This window comes from Vineibacter terrae (genome assembly GCF_008039615.1).
Classification (GTDB): domain Bacteria; phylum Pseudomonadota; class Alphaproteobacteria; order Reyranellales; family Reyranellaceae; genus Vineibacter; species Vineibacter terrae.
This window is the reverse complement of the sequence record NZ_VDUZ01000005.1, coordinates 226293-244856: the sequence shown is the minus strand read 5'-3', so window position 1 is coordinate 244856 and position 18564 is coordinate 226293. Positions and strand designations below refer to the sequence as shown.

Annotated in this window: 15 protein-coding genes; 9 read left to right on the top strand and 6 right to left on the bottom strand. The window is 67.6% G+C overall.

The genetic code is table 11. The annotated features are described in order from the left end of the window. Positions 1-256, top strand: a 256-nt coding sequence (locus tag FHP25_RS41305; protein WP_218578235.1) for a DUF6088 family protein, incomplete at its 5' end; no start/stop codon positions are given. Between the two features lie 233 nt (positions 257-489). On the opposite strand, the gene FHP25_RS06770 is transcribed toward FHP25_RS41305, so the two are convergent. The 3 genes from FHP25_RS06770 to FHP25_RS06760 all read right to left on the bottom strand — a co-directional run bounded on the left by FHP25_RS06770 (position 490) and on the right by FHP25_RS06760 (position 4614). After that, positions 490-1515: a hypothetical protein gene (locus FHP25_RS06770; protein ID WP_147846133.1), complete on the bottom strand. Its 1026-nt coding sequence runs from the start codon at positions 1513-1515 to the stop codon at positions 490-492. A 114-nt stretch (positions 1516-1629) separates the two neighbouring features. Continuing rightward, positions 1630-3102 carry an Eco57I restriction-modification methylase domain-containing protein gene (locus tag FHP25_RS06765; RefSeq protein ID WP_147846132.1) on the bottom strand — a complete coding sequence of 491 codons (1473 nt, stop codon included), beginning with the start codon at positions 3100-3102 and terminating at the stop codon, positions 1630-1632. Between the two features lie 318 nt (positions 3103-3420). After that, positions 3421-4614: an MFS transporter gene (locus FHP25_RS06760; RefSeq protein WP_147846131.1), complete on the bottom strand. Its 1194-nt coding sequence runs from the start codon at positions 4612-4614 to the stop codon at positions 3421-3423. A 275-nt stretch (positions 4615-4889) separates the two neighbouring features. Between FHP25_RS06760 and FHP25_RS06755 the strand changes: the two genes are divergently transcribed. From FHP25_RS06755 to FHP25_RS06740, 4 genes are all read left to right on the top strand, one after another. After that, positions 4890-5303, top strand: a complete 414-nt coding sequence (locus FHP25_RS06755) for a cytidine deaminase (RefSeq protein WP_147846130.1) — start codon at positions 4890-4892, stop codon at positions 5301-5303. A gap of 91 nt (positions 5304-5394) precedes the next feature. Further along, the gene (locus FHP25_RS06750) at positions 5395-6381 is read left to right on the top strand and encodes a quinone oxidoreductase family protein (protein ID WP_147846129.1); all 987 of its coding nucleotides are present in this window, start codon (positions 5395-5397) and stop codon (positions 6379-6381) included. Positions 6382-6399: 18 nt separating this feature from the next. Next, positions 6400-7380: a GntR family transcriptional regulator gene (locus tag FHP25_RS06745; protein ID WP_147846128.1), complete on the top strand. Its 981-nt coding sequence runs from the start codon at positions 6400-6402 to the stop codon at positions 7378-7380. 41 nt (positions 7381-7421) lie between these two features. Next, the gene (locus tag FHP25_RS06740; RefSeq protein WP_178133340.1) at positions 7422-8549 is read left to right on the top strand and encodes an ABC transporter substrate-binding protein; all 1128 of its coding nucleotides are present in this window, start codon (positions 7422-7424) and stop codon (positions 8547-8549) included. 112 nt (positions 8550-8661) lie between these two features. Here FHP25_RS06740 and FHP25_RS06735 read toward each other — a convergent pair whose 3' ends face one another. After that, positions 8662-10458, bottom strand: a complete 1797-nt coding sequence (locus FHP25_RS06735) for a hydantoinase B/oxoprolinase family protein (RefSeq protein ID WP_147846126.1) — start codon at positions 10456-10458, stop codon at positions 8662-8664. Further along, positions 10455-12533: a hydantoinase/oxoprolinase family protein gene (locus FHP25_RS06730; RefSeq protein ID WP_147846125.1), complete on the bottom strand. Its 2079-nt coding sequence runs from the start codon at positions 12531-12533 to the stop codon at positions 10455-10457. The genes FHP25_RS06735 and FHP25_RS06730 overlap by 4 nt, the downstream gene beginning before the upstream one ends. A gap of 302 nt (positions 12534-12835) precedes the next feature. Here FHP25_RS06730 and FHP25_RS06725 point away from each other — a divergent pair, with 302 nt between their 5' ends. The 4 genes from FHP25_RS06725 (at position 12836) to FHP25_RS06710 (ending at position 16969) form a co-directional block, all read left to right on the top strand. After that, positions 12836-13942, top strand: coding sequence for a sugar ABC transporter substrate-binding protein (locus FHP25_RS06725; RefSeq protein ID WP_147846124.1), 1107 nt, complete (start codon positions 12836-12838; stop codon positions 13940-13942). Continuing rightward, the gene (locus FHP25_RS06720; RefSeq protein WP_218578234.1) at positions 13939-15525 is read left to right on the top strand and encodes a sugar ABC transporter ATP-binding protein; all 1587 of its coding nucleotides are present in this window, start codon (positions 13939-13941) and stop codon (positions 15523-15525) included. Before FHP25_RS06725 ends, FHP25_RS06720 begins: the two co-directional genes overlap by 4 nt. Positions 15526-15527: 2 nt before the next feature. Next, positions 15528-16538: an ABC transporter permease gene (locus FHP25_RS06715; RefSeq protein ID WP_147846160.1), complete on the top strand. Its 1011-nt coding sequence runs from the start codon at positions 15528-15530 to the stop codon at positions 16536-16538. Between the two features lie 179 nt (positions 16539-16717). Then, positions 16718-16969, top strand: coding sequence for a DUF2283 domain-containing protein (locus FHP25_RS06710; RefSeq protein WP_147846123.1), 252 nt, complete (start codon positions 16718-16720; stop codon positions 16967-16969). A 9-nt stretch (positions 16970-16978) separates the two neighbouring features. Here the strand turns inward: FHP25_RS06710 and FHP25_RS06705 are convergent, their stop codons facing one another. Further along, the gene (locus tag FHP25_RS06705) at positions 16979-18562 is read right to left on the bottom strand and encodes a gamma-glutamyltransferase family protein (protein WP_147846122.1); all 1584 of its coding nucleotides are present in this window, start codon (positions 18560-18562) and stop codon (positions 16979-16981) included. Between the last annotated feature and the right edge of the window lie 2 nt (positions 18563-18564).

Below are 18564 nucleotides of genomic sequence, written 5' to 3'. Positions count from 1 at the left end.
CCTCCAGTTCGGCGAAAATCGACCTCGACTCCTCCATGGCGCCAAACTCCTACGCTACTACTCAACCCAACCCAGCCTTAACCCCTATCCCTCAAACGCAAGCTCTTTCTCTAATGCGATTGCCCTGCAGGTTCGGATGACGCAGATTGCCGGCGCCCGCGCGGTCAACCTGCTCGGACTGATGCCCCAAGTTCCGACCCGAACCGTCTATCTGACCGACGAACCGGCTCGATGGGTCGTTCTGGCAAGCGGGTAATCGACCTGCGCATGCCAAGCCAAGCATCTTATTCTTCCGGAAACCGCCACGGACACGATCGTACAGACACTTCGCCATGCTGGCCGAAAACGCGCGGATGATGTCGTTCGGATCGCCGCTCGGTCTCTGTCTGCAGCGGACAACAATATAAGAAGCTCGCGAGATCTGCGATTCGAGCGCCTGTCTGGATGTGCTCCGCGCCCTAGCGAGCGCAGCCGCAGATCGTCTACACATCATTTCGATAAGACTGCGGCGCGGCGGCGGCGCGCTTCCTCGTGCATGTTGACCGGTGTAGCACCAAGAACTCGCATCACCATCGCAGCTAGAAAACGGCTGGGCGCAAGTTCGGTTGGTGTGCGATCGCTGAGAATTTTTACCTTCGGAAGACGCTTGATGATTTGATCGACTGTTGCATCGAGGATTGAAGCGGATACGTCCTCCCCCTCGCCTTCAGGCTCTGGTCCGGGTTCCAATATTCCAGCTGGGGGTGGTTCGTCCTGAGCCTCTGGCAATGCGGCATCGTCTGCATATTCCATTAAGACGAGACACGTGGCGTGATACGCATCATCCTCTTGCCCAAGCTTGACGAGCAGGTCGAATAACCAATCTGCTGTCTTGGGCTCCGTCTGCAGGATGTCAGAGCGGAGGCCAAAAACGAAGCCCAGGGCTGCGAGCGGATGCCGAAGTCGCAAGTTCTTGGCGTCGCCGTACGACTCCTCGATCCTATGCGGGGCGTTTTTGCCGTACGAAGAGTCCATGCGCTTGGTTGAAACAAGCAGTTCGGGGCCCGTTGCCCAGTCCGTGATAATTACATCAACCTGCTTTAGGTAATTCTTTCCGAGTATTGCTGCCGACGACGAGGTAACATTGGGTATCGACGTATTTTTTGCTATGCGATTCGCGACTTGCCCTCGGAGGCCAGCGGGGAGCGACTTGATCAAGGCTGCGACTGCTGCAGGAAGAATACGAGGGTTGGTCGGCCTGGGCCACACCTGATCCACTTCGAAGCCTGCCCGGCGAAGTTCGTAGCTAAGCCATACATCGAGGGCTAGCGCCGGAACTCCAGATTGGGTTCCCGCCTTCAGGTGAAGAGGAACACCAAGCAATTGCGCAAGTGTCTCGTAATCTGGATCGAAGTGCAGCTGTTCGTCTGGCCCAATGATCCACGGATTGCCATATACCCCGCCAAGCGCCGCGTTAGCGACAATATGGTCGAAAAGAACCCAGGCTTCAGCTTTCGTAGACGGTCTGACGGCCACTAGCTGCTCTCACGTTGCGGCGGTTGGCAAACTCTGCCGCACTTGCCGAATGCTACCGATTCGTTTGGCGGACAGGCCTCTGCAGCCGGCCGGAAGGAAGTCTTGCAATCCAATTCAGTCGGCATAATGCCGCCAGCGCTGGAGCGATCCTATCGCGTCTTCCAACTCGCTGTCATTGGCTTTCCCGATTGTTGCTGTCGATGGAAAGACAATTCGTCCGGCTTCGCGGGGCTCCAGCTTCAGCATACCACCACCGAGCGCATGGCCTTCGAGCTCGCAGCTCAACCTCACGAGGGGCGACGACCATTGCGGCAATAGCTTGCTTGCCAGCGCCTGGTCTCTCACCCGGACCGAGTGGACACTGTTAGTACAGGATACGCCAGCGGCGTTCTTGACAAGATTCACGTTGCGCCCCGACATGTAGCTCATCACGAAATCGGGAATCTGGACATCAGGCACTGCATACCAAGGTGCGCGATTGCGGCACTTGTATCCTTGCCTCGCCTCGCGGCCGGCACTGCTGTCAAGATAGTTACTCACGGCGGCCGGAAGCTCCTGATCGCGCGTCAGCCTCAGCAACAACACCGGATCGTCGTTCCGTTTCCAGTCGTCGACCGTGGCCCTAGTGATCTGCTTGTCTGGCATCGCTCGGCTGTTACGGAGCGACGGCTGTAGAAACGCGGACGGGATTTGCAGGCGCTTCGCGTCGGAGGGCCTGAGGTGAAAAAAGTCGTTGTCGCCGCTAACGTAGCCAATCCCTACGGCCGCGAAATCGGCCAGCCGTTTCGTGCAGGGATCAGCGAGCGCAGCGGCATACAGGCCGCGCACCGATGCAGGCAGCAGATACGGACGCAGGCGCTGGTTCCAAACGGCGCGCCACTCTTCGAGGTTGACCTTCGTGGTCGGCTTCGGCGGCGCCCTTCCCGGCAAGAACTCGTCGACAACAGTCAAGTCGATCGCATCGGCCTTGCCGCCGAAGTCCTCCGCATAGAGCAGCCAGCAATCCTCCGAGAGCGTCGGAAACAGCTTCTTGCGCACTGCGACGATATGCACGGTCGAGAATGACGCGACGAGATAGTCGAGCAGCGGCGCCGCGTAAGGCGCGTGGCCGATCTCAGCGGGCACGACAAATGCCATGCGGCCGCCGCGCTTCAACAGGCCGGCGGTCGCAACGATGAACGGCGCCCAGGAGGAGGTCAGTCCGCTGAAGCGGGCGCCCAGATCGAAGCACAGCTTCAGTGCTCGACGCCGCATCTCGCCTTTAAAAGTCTGGTACCGAATGAAAGGCGGATTGCCTGCGGCGCACTCGAACCGCTCGCGGGTTTCGATGGCCCAAGTGAAGAAATCGCCCTCGTGCACCAGGGCGCCCGGTGCGCGCTCGAATGCACGACGCGCCGAGACCGGGTTCTGCTCGATGCCAACGCTGTTGCTGTGAAGAGCCAGGAACTGGCCATCGCCGCACGAGGGATCGACCAGACGGTCAGTGGGTTTGCGGCAGACCCAAGCGATCAACGCCGCACTCACATCACCGGGTGTGAAATACGCGCCCGATCGTTTCTGCGAATATTCCGGAGACCCCCCCACCATCGCCCGCACCTTAGTCAAATCAGCTCGCCCTGCAACCGCGAGACCAGGAACATAACGCGAACTCACCTGATTGGCAACTCTGCGTTGAGATGCATCTGTCACTTACTACCGGTGCAGATCAGTAGCCGACGACGGTCGCCTTCCATAGCGCAGAAATCTGTAATTATCAATATTTTTCAATACCTTATACTCCAACCAATATTGCCGACACCGTGGAACTGGAGGGGGTTCGAGGGGTGGCTTCGGGCACTCTCACGGGTGCATCGCTTTTGTCGGCCAGCCCGCCCCTCCCTGTCGACCGGCAACGGCCGCCGGCAATCAGCGCTGTGGGTCGGCTGCCTGCGACACGGTCTCCTGCATCCTGGGAAGCAAGAGGAGCGAGGCGACCGACGCCAGGTGGATCGCGCTCGCCACAAGCGCCAGCGCCGGCAGGCCCCTGGTGATGATCGGCGCGGCAAGAACCGTGCCCATGGTGGTCATCATGAAGATGAAGAAGACGATCAGCGCCGAGCCGCGCGCATCGTTGCCGCCGGCGGCGACAACACCACGATAGAAGCCGACGGGACCGCGCAGCCCCAGGCCGATCGCCATCGGCAGGAACAGGAGCGTGAGGATCATGCTGTCGGCGCCGCCGGCAAGGCCATAGGCCAGCAAGGCCAGCGCGCTGGCCGCGGCCATCGCGGTGCCCAGCAGGATGACCTGCTCGGCGCCAAGGCGCTCGGCGATGCGTGCGCTGAGATTGGCCGTCACGATGAAGCCGGCGACGTTGACGACCTGCATGACGATGAAGTCGTCGAGCGTGCCGCCCATCGTTCCGACGATGACGGCCGGCGCGCCGAACACGAACGTGATCAGGCCGCCCAGTGTCATGGCCTGGCTCAACGCATAGCGCATGAAGACGCGGTCGGTCAGCAACTGCAGGTAGCCGCCCCGGGCGCCGCGGGCCCGCTGCGTGCGCGGCATGCCGAGCATCGCGATCAGGACGGCGGCCGCCGATGCCAGCGCGGCAAGCAGCTCGAAAGAGGATTGCCATCCGAGATGGGCCAGCAACGCGACACCCAGAATGGGCGCCAGCGCCGGCACCAGCGACTCGACGCTGCCGAGAAATCCGACCGCCCGGACGGCGGCCTTGTCACTGAACAGCTGCCGGATGATGCCGGGACCAAACACCGGCGCGGCGGCAGAAGCGGCCCCCTGCGCGAACCGCAGCCCGATGAGCACGCCGATGCTTGGTGAAAAGGCACAGCCGAGCGCAGCGATCGCGAACGCCGCCAGCGACGACACCAGCAGGGCCTTGCGCTCGAAACGGTCAACCAGCCGCCCGAACAGGAGCAGGCCGAAGCCGCTGCCACCGACATAGGCGGCAAGCACCAATTGCGCGGTCGCCTCGTTCGTCGCGAAGACGGCCGGCAGCTGCGGCACGGCCGGCAATATCAGATCGGTCCCTGCCAGCGACAGGGTTGCGCAAAGGATGAGGAGCGAGAAGGTGACGACGGGGCGCGAGCTTGACATGGTGCCTGGGAACTCTTGGCCGACGGATCGTTGGGCCAGCTTCATGTATCACCAACGCCGCTTGCGTTTGTCGATCGTCTTGGGTGTGGCAGCTTGTGGATCGGTCCCGCAGAACCGACCGTCATTGCGATGACTGGTACCTGGAACCCCCGGTCGCTGATACATCTGTCATCCCGAGCGTCACGAGGGATCTCCTGCGAGGGACGCACGGTGCGCCATTCGCGGGAGATCCCTCGCTGCGCTCGGGATGACAGTCGCGAGATACAGGTGCAGTGATGACCGAGCCACCCTCCGACGACATGATCGCGCTGGCCCGCCAGGCGATGGTGCGGGCGCATGCCCCCTACTCGCGCTTCGCCGTCGGGGCCGTGCTGCGCGGCGCCAACGGCAGGCTCTATGCCGGCTGCAACGTCGAGAACGCCGCCTATCCCGAGGGCTGGTGCGCCGAAGCCTCGGCCATCGCCGCCATGGTGATGGACGGCGAGCGGCGCATCGTCGAGGCGCTTGTGATGGGCGCCGGCGAGGCGCTGGTGACGCCCTGCGGCGGCTGCCGCCAGCGCCTGCGCGAGTTCGCGACCGATACGCTGCCGATCCATGTCTGCGGTCCCGCCGGCCTGCGACGCACCGTGACCCTGGGCGAGCTGCTGCCGCTGTCGTTCGGGCCCGACAACCTGCCGCGCGCCGATTGACGACCGGGCGCGCACGGCATCGGTTAGGTGTGGTCGGCTCGCGCAAAATGTGCCTATCTGGCCGCACAACACTTTTCGTCATGGTTTGAACGTGCGTGCCATTGTCCTGAAATCCCCCAACGGCCGAGCCGAGGATCTTGTCGTCGCCGATGTGCCCGAGCCCAGCGCCGGGCCCGGCGAGGTGGTGGTCGCCGTTGCCTTCGGCGGCTGCAACTTCGCCGACACGATGATGCATTCAGGCACCTATCCCCACCCCAAGGGCTACCCGATCGTGGCCGGGCTGGAGCTGTCCGGCCACGTCGCCGCGGTGGGGCCCGGCGTGACGGGCTTCAAGGTCGGCGACCGCGTCGCGGCGTTCAGCGAGGGCGCCGGCGGCTTCGCCGAGCGCTGCGTCGTGCCGGCCGAGCGGCTGATCCGGCTGCCCGACCAGATCGGCCTGGATGTCGGCGCCGCCTTCCCGATCCAGTCGCTGACGGCCTGGAACATCCTCCACACCGTCAGCACCACGCGCCCCGGCCAGACCATCCTGGTGCACGCCGTGGGCGGCGGGCTGGGCCTGCAGGTGACGCAGCTGGCCGTGATGGCCGGCGCGCGCGTCATCGGCACCGTCGGCACGGCCGGCAAGGAGCAGCGGGCGCTGGACTACGGCGCAACGCAGGTGGTCAACCGCACGCAGGCGGACTTCGTCGCCGCAGCGCTGGCGCTGACCGGCGGCAAGGGCGTCGACAAGGTCGTCGATTCGACCGGCGCCAGCATCCTGGACCGCAGCTTCGAGGCCATCCGCACGCTGGGGCACATCGTCAGCGTCGGCGAGGCCGAGGGCAAGCCGTATACCAACCTGTGGGACCGGCTGGTGCCGAAGTCGCTCACCTTCACGCGCTTCCACCTCGGCCATATCGACTTCGCCTCGCGGCAGTGGCGCGACGGCGTCGATGCGGTGGTGAAGGCGATCGCGGCCGGCACCCTGAAGATGCCGATCGCGGAAATCTTCCCCTTCGAGCGCGTCGCCGACATGTACGCACGGCTGGGCTCGCGCCAGGTCTCGGGCAAGCTGGTGCTGACGGTGCAGGGCGCCTGACGCCGGGAGCGGAGCAGGTTGGCGACGAACCGGCCCTACTACGAGGTGATCCGCGACCTGCTGGCGGCCAACATCGACAGCGGCCGCCTGCCGGCGGGAACGCGCCTGATCACGGCCGCGGTCGCCGACCGGCTGGGCGTCAGCCGGCCGCCGGTCAAGCGGGCGCTGGCGCGGCTCGAGCAGGAAGGGCGCCTGCGCCATAGCCGCGAGACCGGCTATGTCGTGGGCGCCGGCCGCGATGTCGAGCCGATCCGCCTCAACCTGCATGCGCTGGATCTCGACCTCTCCGGCCCGCTGTCGCCGCCATCGCCGCAGGCGACCTGGGAACGGATCTTCGAGACGGTGGAAAGCGACATCCTGAACTGCATGCCGTTCGGCACCTATCAGATCTCGGAAGCCGGGCTGGGCGATCATTTCTCGGTCAGCCGCACGGTGATCCGCGACGTGCTCTCGCGCATGCAGGACCGCGCCCTGATCAGCAAGGATCGCTCCTCGCATTGGATCGCCGGGCCGCTGAGCGCGCGCATGCTCGACGACGCGCACGCCGTGCGCCGCCTGCTGGAGCCCAGCGCGCTGGCCTCGGCGCTGCCCCATCTCGATGCCGGGCTGCTGGCGCAGATGCGCGAGCGGGTGCGCCAGGCGCTCGACAACCGCACCGCCGTCTCGCAGCCGACGATCGACGTGCTGGAGACGGACCTGCACATCCTCTGCCTCGAGCCGGTGCGCAACCGGCGGCTGGCCGACGCGGCCCGTCTGGCGCAGCTGTCGCTGGTGGTCAACCGGCTGTTCGGCACCTATATCGGCGTGCATGACGAGAGCGAGATGCTGATGGAGCATCGGCTGGTGCTGGACCACCTGATCCTGAGGGACGGCGCCGGCACCGAGACGGCGCTGCGCTATCACCTGGATGCCGACCACCAGCGGGCCCGGGCGCGGCTGAAGGTGCTGTCGGTGTTCAGCGCGCCCGAGATCGCCCCCTACCTGATCCGCGTCCACTGATGCGGCCGCGCAGCCGCCGCAAGGGTGCGCCGAGGCTCAGGGTGGTGGGGCGCAGCGAGATCCTGCCGCCGCCGATCCAGGCCCAGGCGCGGCGCGATCTCGACGTCGACATCGATTTCGAGCTGATCGACGGCATCGAGGGGCTGCAGCGCACCGTCACCCGACCCGACAGCTTCGACGTCTACCACCAGTGGCACACGATCGACCTGATCTGGACGGCGCGCGCGGTGCAGGCGATCGAGCTCGAGCGCATCACGCACGGCGCCGAGATCAAGGCGATGGCCTCGGCCGGCAGCGGCCGGGCGCTGGCCACGGTGTTCGACAAGCTGTTCCTGCAGAAGGACGGCCGGCTGGGCCGCACGCCGTCGAACCGCATCTCCATGCTGCCCTCCATCCACGGCGTCGATGCCTTCGGCTACCTGCGGCCGATCCGCGACACCCTGGGACCGCAGCCCGAGAGCTGGAGCTGGCTGCTCGATCCGCGCTGGCACGGGCGTGCCGCCATCACGGCCCACCCCGTGCTGGGCATCATCGAGGCGGCGCTGGCGGTCGAGGCCGCCGAAGGGATCGTGTTCGGCGATATCGGCAATCTGTCGATCGAGGAGATCGACCATGTGGCCGACCTGCTGATCCGCAAGAAGAAGATCGGCCATTTCAAGGGCACCTGGATCAACTACGAGGACGCGGCCCGGCTGATGCAGCGCGGCGGCGTTGTCGTGCAGAGCATGCTGTGGCCGGCGCTGACCCGGCTGAAGAGCCTGGGCCTGCCCGCCTGCATCGCCACGCCGCGCGAGGGCAGCCGCGGCTGGCACGCCGATCTCTGCATCTCGGCCGCCGCCGCCGGCGACGTCCTGGAGGCGGCCTATGCCTACCTGAACTGGTGGCATGGCGGCTGGCCGGGCGCGTGCCTGGCGCGCCAGGGCTACTACGCCACCTTCCCCGACCGCGTCCGCCACCATCTCGCGCCCGAGGAATGGGCCTACTGGTACGAGGGCCGGCCGGCCGAGACGCCGCTGTGCGATCCCTTCGGCCAGCCCTGCATCGCGCCCGGCGAGACCCGCGAAGGTGGCGCCCACATGGAGCGCATGTCCACCGTGCGGGTTTGGAACACCTTCATGGACGAGCACACCTATCTGGTGCGCCGCTGGAAGGAGTTCATCGACGGGTGATCTTTTTTCGGACCGCGGGCGTCCACGCCCGCATCGCTCGAAGCGAAGCGTAGAGCGAAACAGTTGGCGCTTGCGCGCCAATGCGGGCGTGGACGCCCGCGGTCCGAAAAAATCACGCCCGGCGCGCGCGCTCGGCGGTGGTGGCGGCAGCGTCGAGCGACTTGCCGCTGATCACCACGCCGTAGTCGGTCTTGGCCTGCTCGGCGCAGATGTAGCCTTCCAGCACGTCGAACAGCACCGCCTGCGGATCGCGCTTGAGCGGGTCGCCGTAGCCGCCGCCGCACGGGCCGAACGACACCAGGTGATCGCCGGCCTTGACCTTATGATACGGCACCTTCGAGACCAGCGGCGTCTGGGCGCCCGACTTGTCGACCAGCGTGAGCGACGCGGTGTGGCCGTCGGTGCCGCCGTCGAAGCCCCAGGGACGGAAGCGATGGCCGTCGCCTTCGACCGAGAAGCCGCCATCGGCCAGGCAGGTGAACTCGCGCACCGTGCCGATGCCGCCGCGCCACTGGCCGGGCGCCGCCGTGTTGTCGCGCAGCTCGTAGCGGTCGACCCGGATCGGCAGGTGCGATTCGATGTCCTCGATCGGGTTGTTGCGGGTGTTGGCGTAGAGCGTGTCGACCGCGTCCATGCCGTCCAGGCCGTGGCGCCCGCCATAGCTGCCTTCGAGGATCTCCATGTGCACCCAGTGCTTGCCCTCGTTGAGGCCCGAGAAGGCGATCACGCGCAGATTGCCGATGCCGGCTGAGACCTGCGTCGGCACCGCCTGGGCCAGCGCCTTCATCACCGTGTCGGCCAGCGCATTGCCGGGGCAGAAGCGCGCGATCACGGGCGCCGGGAAGATCGGGTTCGTCAGCGTCCCCTTGGGCGCGATGATCTCGATCGGCCGCGTCAGGCCGGAGTTCTGCGGGATGTTGCCGTAGGTGACGCTGTCGAGCAGGATCGAGCGGATCGTGAGCCACACGGCGCAGTCGACGGTGCCCTCCAGCGGCATGTTGATGGGCTTGTCCGGCACCTGCGGCGCCGTGCCGGTGAGGTCGACGACCAGGCTGTCGCCGCGCACCCGGATCGTGGCCGTGATCGGCAGCTCGCGCCGCGCCGGATCGGGATCGTCCAGGTAGCCGTCGAAATGCGTGGTCGCGGTGTAGTCGCCGTCCGGCAGGGCGCGGATCGCATCGCGCATCAGCCGCTCGGAGTAATCCATAAGGTCTTCGTAGGCGGCGTTGACCGTGGCCAGGCCGTATTGCTGCACCAGCGCCAGGTAGCGGCCGGCACCGATCTCGGCCGCCTTGACCTGCGCCTCCATGTCGCCGACCACCAGGTCGGAGGCGCGGATGTTGTCACGCAGCATGTGCCAGACCGCCTCGTTGCGGCGGCCTTCGGACACCACCTTGATGGCCTTGAACTGCAGGCCTTCGGCATAGGTGTCGACGGCATCGACGATGCCGCAGCTGCCGGGCGACAGCGCGCCGATGTCGAGGTGATGCGCCGTGGTCACCGAGAAGCCGATCAGGGCGCCGTCGAGGAACACCGGCACGCAGAACCCGACATCCGGCCCGTGGCTGGCGCCGCCATAGGGATCGTTGTGCATGATGACGTCGCCGGGACGCACCGTCTCGCCGCGCGCCGCCATGATCTTGAGGATGCCGCGGATGTAGCCCGGGATCGGCCCGGACTGCAGCGGCGTCGACATCTTGCATTCGCAGAGCTGCCGGCCCTCGGCGTCGGTCAGCGCCGCGCCGAAATCCTCGGACTCGCGGATGATCGAGGAGTAGCTCATGCGCATGAGCTTGTGCCCCATCTCGATCGCGATGTTCTCCAGGGCGCCGTGGATCACGGCCGCCGTCACCGGATCGATCCGCGTCTTGGCGTCCGCCTTGGGGCGCAGGGCAGCGTGGACGTTCATGACCGGTCTCCCAGCGTGATGATGATGCTTCCCGAGGTGTCGACCATGGCCGTCGTGCGCGGCGGCACGACGGTCGTGCTGTCCTTCTGCAGGATGATCGCCGGCCCTTCGAAGCGTTCCTCGACCGGCAGCTTGGCACGCTGGTAGACTGGTGTCTCGAAGCTCTTCAGGGTGCCGTCGACACGGAAGACGCAGGCGCTGGTGCGCAGGCGCGCCGCGTCGAGCGAGCCGCCGGCAGGCGCCGGCGGCCGCGTCAGCTTGGGCATGGCGCCGATGCCGCTGACCCGCACGTTGACGATCTCGATCGGGCTGGCCTCGAAGGCATGCCCATACTCGGCGGCATGCGCCTTGTGGAAGGCGTCCCATATCCCGGCCAGGCCTGCCGCGTCGATCGTGCCGCCCGGCAGCGGGATCTTCAGCTCGTAGCCCTGGCCGACATAGCGCAGGTCGCCGACACGCTGCCAGGTGACGTCCGCGGCCGGGATCTTGTCGGCCTCGAACTGGCGGGCGAGCTCGGCCTGCATGTCCAGGCAGTCGCGGTTGAGCCGGTCGACATCGACCGCGTCCGACACCTGGAACTGGGTGCGGATGGTGTCGTATTTCAGGTCGGTCGTGAGCAGCCCGACGGCCGACGTGATGCCCGGATGCGGCGGCACGATCACCTCGGGGATGCCCAGCATGGCCGCCACCTCGGCGCCGTGCAGCGGGCCGGCGCCGCCGAACGCCACCAGCGCGAAGCCGCGCGGATCGATGCCCTTCTGGACCGTGCGCGAGCGGATCGCGTTGGCCATGTTGGCGTTGAGGATGGTGAGCACGCCTTCGGCCGCGTCGTTGAGCGGCAGGCCCAGCTGCGCCGCCAGGCCGCCGATGACGCGGCGCGATGCCTCGGCGTCCAGCGCCATGCTGCCGCCCAGGAAGTCGTTGGCATCGAGGCGCCCGAGGACCAGGTTGGCGTCGGTCACCGTCGGCTGGTCGCCGCCGCGGCCATAGGCAGCCGGCCCGGGCACGGCGCCGGCGCTTTGCGGGCCGACGCGGAACGCGCCGCCGCGATCGACATAGGCGATCGAGCCGCCGCCGGCGCCGATGGTGTGGATGTCGAGCATCGGCATCAGCAGCGGGAAGCCCGCGATCGACGTCGAGCGCGCGTCGGTCTCCGCGAACTTGCCGTCGACGATGATGCCGATATCGGCGCTGGTGCCGCCGATATCGAAGGTGATCAGCCGCCGGCGGCCCACCAGCTCGCCGACCCAGGCGCCGCCCAGCACGCCGGCCGCCAGCCCCGAGAGCAGGGTCAACGTCGGCTTCTCGCTCACCATGGCAGGCGTCGCGACGCCGCCGTTGGACGCCATGATCCGCAGATCACCGGATATGCCGCTGTCGCTCAGGGCCTTGTCGAGATGGTCGATGTAGCGCTCGACCTTGGGCCCGATGAAGGCCGCCAGCGATGCCGTCGTGAAGCGCTCGAACTCGCGGAACTGCGGCGACACGAACGAAGAGGTGGTCACGAACGCGTCGGGCATCTCGGCCTGCACGATCGCCTTGGCCCGTAGCTCGTGCGCGGGATTGAGGTAGGAGAACAGGAAGCAGATCGCGACCGACTCGACGCCTTCCGCCTTCAGCTCCTGCGCCGCGCGGCGCACACCAGCCTCGTCCAGGGGCTCAAGCTCCTGCCCGGTCGGCGGCGCCAGGCGGCCGCCCACGGTCTTGCGGTAGCGCCGCTGCACCAGCGGGCGCGACTGCCAGGGCAGCTCCTGCATGATCGAGTAGTGCTCAACGCGCTGGTGGCGGCCGATATGGACGATATCGCGAAAGCCCTGGTTGGTGATCAGGCCGGCCTTGGCGCCCTTGTTCTCGAGCACTGAATTGGTCGCCGTCGTGGTGCCGTGGAAGACGTAGCGGATGCCGCCCGGGTCGATGCGGTTCTGCTGGCACAGCTCGCGGATGCCGGCCAGCACGCCCTCGGACGGATCATGCGGCGTCGTCGACACCTTGTGGATCGCGAGCTGACCGGTCTTCAGGTCGCAGAACACCAGGTCCGTGAACGTGCCGCCGACGTCTACACCGATCGTCTGCATCAATAACCCCCGTTGATCTGCTTGACTGTAACATGGATTCAAAATCCATAAACAGTCTATCAGCCGATCCATCATTGCGCCCATCATCCGGCTGACCGTCGGCGTGCAATCGGCATGCCGTGTGTCTGCGCATGACGTCCGTCGGCGGCATTTGCAACAGAGTGGGCACGCTTCGGTTGCTGAACATCGCAGCCAACCGCGGCAATGACACGTGATTTTCAATTGTAAGGAATGAACTATGTATACATAGTGGAAGCGAATGCCGGACGCGAACTCTGGCCGCATTTGAAGGGGGAGCCGCGATGGTCTTGTCGATCCTGAAACGAAGCGCGCTGGGCGCGGCGATCTGCGCCGCGATGATCGGAAATGCCGCCGCCGACGATGTCGTGAAGAAGGCCGAGGCCGAGCTGGCGCGCTATCGCGCGATCCCGAAGTTCGAGGCGCCCGGCGCGCCGTTCGACGCCAAGGCCTGCATGGCCGGCAAGAAGATCCTGAGCGTGCCGGCCTCGAGCACGATCCCGTTCCTGTCGACCATCAACAAGGCGACGGCGCGGCTGGCCAAGGATATCGGCTTCCACTTCCAGGTTTGGGAGAACCAGGGACAGGTGTCCCAGTGGGTGCAGGGCCTGAACTACGGCGCCTCCAACAAGTTCGACCTGATCGAGATGCTGGCCGGCGCCGATCCGCGCGCGGTCGAGCCGCAGATCAAGGCGGCGCGGGCGGCCGGCTCCAAGGTCGTCGCCGCGCACCTGACAGGCTTCGAGCAGGCGGTGCCGGGTGGCGCCGACGGCGTCGTGCCCATCGACTACAAGCGGGCCGGCGAGCTGCTGGGGTGGTGGGCGATCGGCCGCACCGGCGGCAAGGTCAACGCGCTGGTGCTGATCGTCAGCGGCGCGCTGTCGACCGACTCGATGATGGACGGCTTCAAGGAGATCATGGCCAAGAACTGCCCCTCCTGCAAGCACGCGGTGATCGACGCGCCGGTGTCGGAATGGGCGACCAAGATCCAGCCGGCGGTGCAGGCGGCCCTGCTGGCCGACCCGACGATCAACGCCATCGTGCCGATCTACGACTCGATGGTGCAGTTCGTCCTGCCGGCGCTGACGATCACGGGCAAGGCGGGCCGCATTCCGATCGGCACCTTCAACGGCACGCCGTTCGTGATCGGCCTGGTGCAGAGCGGCCAGGTCGAGATGGATATCGGCGAAAACCTCGACTGGATCGCGCATGGCGTGCTCGATTCGCACATGCGCCGCCTGTGCGGGCTGGGCGAGATCAAGGACCCGAAGATCCCGCTGCTGATCTTCGACAAGTCGAACGCCGCGACGGCCGGCAAGCCGCCGGTCGATTCGAAGGGCTACGGCGACGAGTACGTGGCCGGCTTCCGCAAGCTCTGGAAGCTTCAGTGAATGCAGCGCCCGCGCCGGGCATGGCGTCGCCGGCCGACGCCATGGCGGTGCTCAGGATCGAGAACCTGTCGAAGCGGTTCGGCGGCAGCACGGCGCTGGACGGCGTCGACCTTGCCATCGGCGCGCGCGAGGTGCACGGGCTGCTGGGCCAGAACGGGTCGGGCAAGTCGACGCTGATCAAGATCCTGGCCGGCTTCCACGCGCCGGACCCCGGCGCGCGGCTGTGGATCAACGGGCATGCGGTGGCCCTGCCGCTGAAGCCGGGCGATTTCCGACGTCTGGGCATCGCCTTCGTGCACCAGCACCTGGGCCTCGTGCCCTCGATGAGCGTGCTCGAGAACCTGCTGATCGGCGAGCATGCGGTCGCCGGGCGCTGGCGCATCGCCTGGGCCCGGGAAGCCGAGCGCGCCAAGGCCTTGTTCGCGCGCTTCGGCATGACGCTCGATCCGGCGGCCGCCGTCGAGACGCTGACCTCCGTGGAGCGCGCGCAGCTGGCGATCGTGCGCGCCTTCGACCAGATCACGCGGCAGCCGGACACGCAGACGCGGCTCCTGGTGCTGGACGAGCCGACGCCGTTCCTGCCGGCCGCCGATGTGCAGAAGCTGTTCCAGCTGGTGCGCGGTCTGGTCGCCGAGGGCGCCAGCGTGCTCTTCGTATCGCACGACATCGACGAGGTGATGGACATCACCGACCGCATCACCGTGCTGCGCGACGGGCGGGTCGCGGACACGCTGCGCACCGCCGCGACGCGGAAGGCCGATATCGTGCGCGCCATCGTCGGCCGCAGCGTCGATCTCGACGCCATGCGCGCGCCGCGCCGCGCCCCGGGCGGCGACGCCGTCAGCATCGAGGGCCTGCGCGGCGCGATCGTCGATGACGTCTCGATCACCGTGCGCCGCGGCGAGATCGTGGGCCTGACCGGCCTGATCGGCTCCGGCTACGACGAGGTCGTGCACCTGGCCTACAGCGCCACCCGGGCGCTGGCCGGACGGCTGACGATATCCGGCACGACGCTCGAGCTGGCGCAGCTGACGCCCGACGCGGCGATCGCGGCCGGCATCGTCCTCATTCCCGGCGACCGCCAGAGCGACGCCGTGGTCGGCACGCTCACGGTGGCCGACAATGCCAGCCTGCCCGTGCTCGGCCGCCAGCGCGGCGGCTGGGCGATATCGGCGCGCGGCATGAACCGCATCGCCGGCGCCCTGGCCGAGACTTTCGACGTGCGGCCGCGCGATCCGTCGCGCCTGATGGCGCATCTCTCGGGCGGCAACCAGCAGAAGGTCGTCCTGGCGAAATGGTTCCAGACCGCCCCCAGGCTGATCCTGCTGGACGAACCGACACAGGGCGTCGACATTGGCGCCCGCGAGCAGATCTTCAGGATCATCCGCGACATGAGCGACCAGGGCACCGCCGTGCTGTGCGCCAGCTCCGACCACGAGCAGCTGGCCGCGATCTGTGACCGCGTGATCGTGCTGTCGCGCGGCCGGATCGTCGCCAGCCTCGAGGGCGATGCCATCTCCAAGCCGGCGATCGCGGAGCGCTGCTACGCGTCGTTCGGCGACACCACCGGGAGCGTTTCGTGACCATGACGTCGGCCAAGCGAGAGGACGCCAACCGCGCGGCGCAAGGCCCCGACAAAGGCCAGGTATGGATCGACCGCGGCGAGCGCTACGGCCTGATCGTGGCGTGGCTGGCCGTCATCGCCATCTTCGGCGCCATCCGGCCGGAAGTCTTCCTGTCCTGGGCCAATTTCTCGACCATCTTCGGCTCGCAGGCGGTGCTGGTCGTGGTCACGCTCAGCCTGATCATCCCGCTGACGGCCGGCGACTACGACCTGTCGGTCGCCAGCGTGCTGACCACGTCCTCCATGCTGGTGGCGGTGCTCAACGTCACCCATGGCTGGCCGATCGGGGCGGCGATCCTGGCCGCCCTGCTGGTGGCGCTGCTGGTCGGCGTGGCCAACGCCGCCATCATCCTCTATTTCCGCATCCACTCCCTGATCGTGACGCTGGGCATGGGCACGTTCATGCATGGCGTCACGCTGTGGTTCTCCGATTCGCAGACCATCAGCGGCATCGACCTCACGCTGGTGACGGCGGTGATCGCCACGCGGCTGTTCGGCATCCCGCTGGCGTTCTACTACGCCCTGATCGTCGCGCTCGTGATCTGGTACGTCTTCGGCCACACGGCGGTCGGGCAGCGCCTGCTCTTCGTCGGCCGCGGCCGCGAGGTCGCGCGCCTGTCGGGCATCAAGGTCGACCGCGTGCGGTTCGGCGCGCTGGTCGCATCGGCCGGTCTGGGCGGGCTGGCCGGCGTCCTCTATGCCGGCACCACCGGCGCCGCCGATCCCAGCTCCGGGATGACCTACCTGCTGCCGGCCTTCGCCGCCGCCTTCCTGGGCGCCACCAGCATCGTGCCCGGCCGCTTCAACGCCATCGGCTCGGTGGTGGCGGTCTATTTCCTGGTCACCGGCATCACCGGCCTGTCGATCCTGGGCGTCTCGACCTATGTCCAGGACCTCTTCTACGGTGCCGCCCTGATCGTGGCCGTGGCCCTGTCGCAGCTCGTGCGCGGCCGCGAGGAACGGCTGACGTGATCAACGCCACAGCTGTCATCCCGAGCGTAGCGAGGGATCTTTCCGAGAATGCGCACGGTGCGTCGTTCGGAAAGATCCCTCGCTACGCTCGGGATGACAGTGACTGATGCATTGAAGAAGCGGTGACCCTACGTAATGATCAGTCGCAGAGTCGGACCACTGGATCGCAGCTTCGAGCCATGATCATCGAGCCCACCATTCGATACTACCCGGAAACGGACACGATGGCGATCGAGGTTCGCCCGTGGCCCGCGGAGGGCAAGGGCGATCCGAGCCAGATCGGCGGAGAAGATGCGGGTGAAGACCTTGTCATCCACTACGGGCCGGATGGCACGCCGTGGCTATGGGAGATCGAGCACGCGTCGATGCATCCGGAGCACATCGCAGCCGCGCTCGACGACCTGCGTCGCCGTAGCGCCCAAGCCGCATAAGAGCTGACCCTACACCGCGATGGCGTAGCAGGAGCGGCGCGGGTCGGCGCCGCCCATCAGCAGCCCGTCGCGGCGCACGACGGCGTTGACGCCGCCCATCAGGCGGGACCAGCCGTCGACCCGCCGCACCGTCCAGCCTGACGCGGCCAGCGCCGCATCCCACGCCGGCGGGCAGCGCGCCTCCAGCATCACCTCGCGGCCTTCGTCGTGACGCAGGCGCGGCCACTCGATGGCCGCCTGGATGTCCAGGCCCTGCTCATAGTGCCGGCGCATCACCTGGAACAGCGACTGCGGCTGGCCATGGTCGCCCGGGGTCGCGATCGCCAGCGCAACGCCTGCATCGTCCGTCACCAGCGCCGGGCAGAGCGTGTGGAACGGCCGCGTGCCGCCGCGCAGGCCGCGGACCGGATCGTCATCCAGGCTTTCCAGCATGGCGCGGTTGTGCAGCACCAGGCCGTGGCGCGGGCAGACGACGCCCGAGCCGAACGACTCGAACAGCGACTGCACCCAGGAGACGGCGCGGCCGGCGCCATCCACCACGACCAGGGTCGAGGTGTCGCCGCCGCCGGCGCGGCTCATCGTCGGCCGTGCGTCCAGCGGCAGGAGCCGCAGCCGCTCAGGCGCCAGCAGGTCGGCCGGCAGCGCCACGCGCCGCGGGTCGGCGCACCAGGCATCGCGCATGGCGAAGGCGGCCGTCTTGCGCGCCAGGTGCGCCAGCGGATCGATCAGCGGATCCGAGCCGTCGGCCGGCGGCGGCGCCGGCTGCGCCTCGGCCAGGCCCAGCATCGCCAGCAGCGCCAGGCCTTGCGAATTGGGCGGCGCCACGTGCACCTGCCGGCCGCGCCAGGCGGTCGACAGGGCCGGCGCGAACAGGGTGGCGTGCGCTGCGAGGTCATCGCCGTCGAGCAGGACACCCTGGCCGCGCGCATCGTCCAGCCATTCCCGCGCCAGATCGCCGGCGTAGAACGCGCGCCAGCCGTGGCGCGCCAGCAGCCGCAGCGTCCGCGCCGCCTGCGGCTGCTTCAGGCGCTCGCCGAGGCGGCGGCGGCCGGGCGCGCCGAAGGCGGCGCCCAGGGCCGGGAAGTCGCGCACCAGCTCGGCATATTCGGCGCCGTTGAAGAAGGCGATCGCCGAGGCATCGAGCGGCACGCCGTGCTCGGCCAGCGCGATGGCGGGCTCCAGGACCTCGGCCCACGGGCGCGTGCCGAAGCGTTCCAGCGCCTCGCCCCAGGCCGCGACCACGCCGGGCACGCTCACCGCCAGCGGCCCGCGCTGCGGCAGCGCCGCGAGCCCTTGCGCACGCAAGGCAGCGACGCTCGCCGCGCGCGCCGTGGCGCCGGAGCCGTTGATGGCGGTCACGTCGCCGTCGGCGCCGGCATGCAGCGCGATGGCGTCGCCGCCCAGCCCGTTCATGAACGGAATCGCGATGGCCAATGTCGCGGCCGCGGCGATCGCGGCGTCCATGGTGTTGCCGCCGCTGCGCAGCAGGGCGGCGCCGGCCTCGGCGGCACGCGGATGGCCGGCCACGACCATGCCGCCATCGCCCATGACGACGGGACGATGGGCGGCGATATCCGTAGGAAGGATTGTCACGC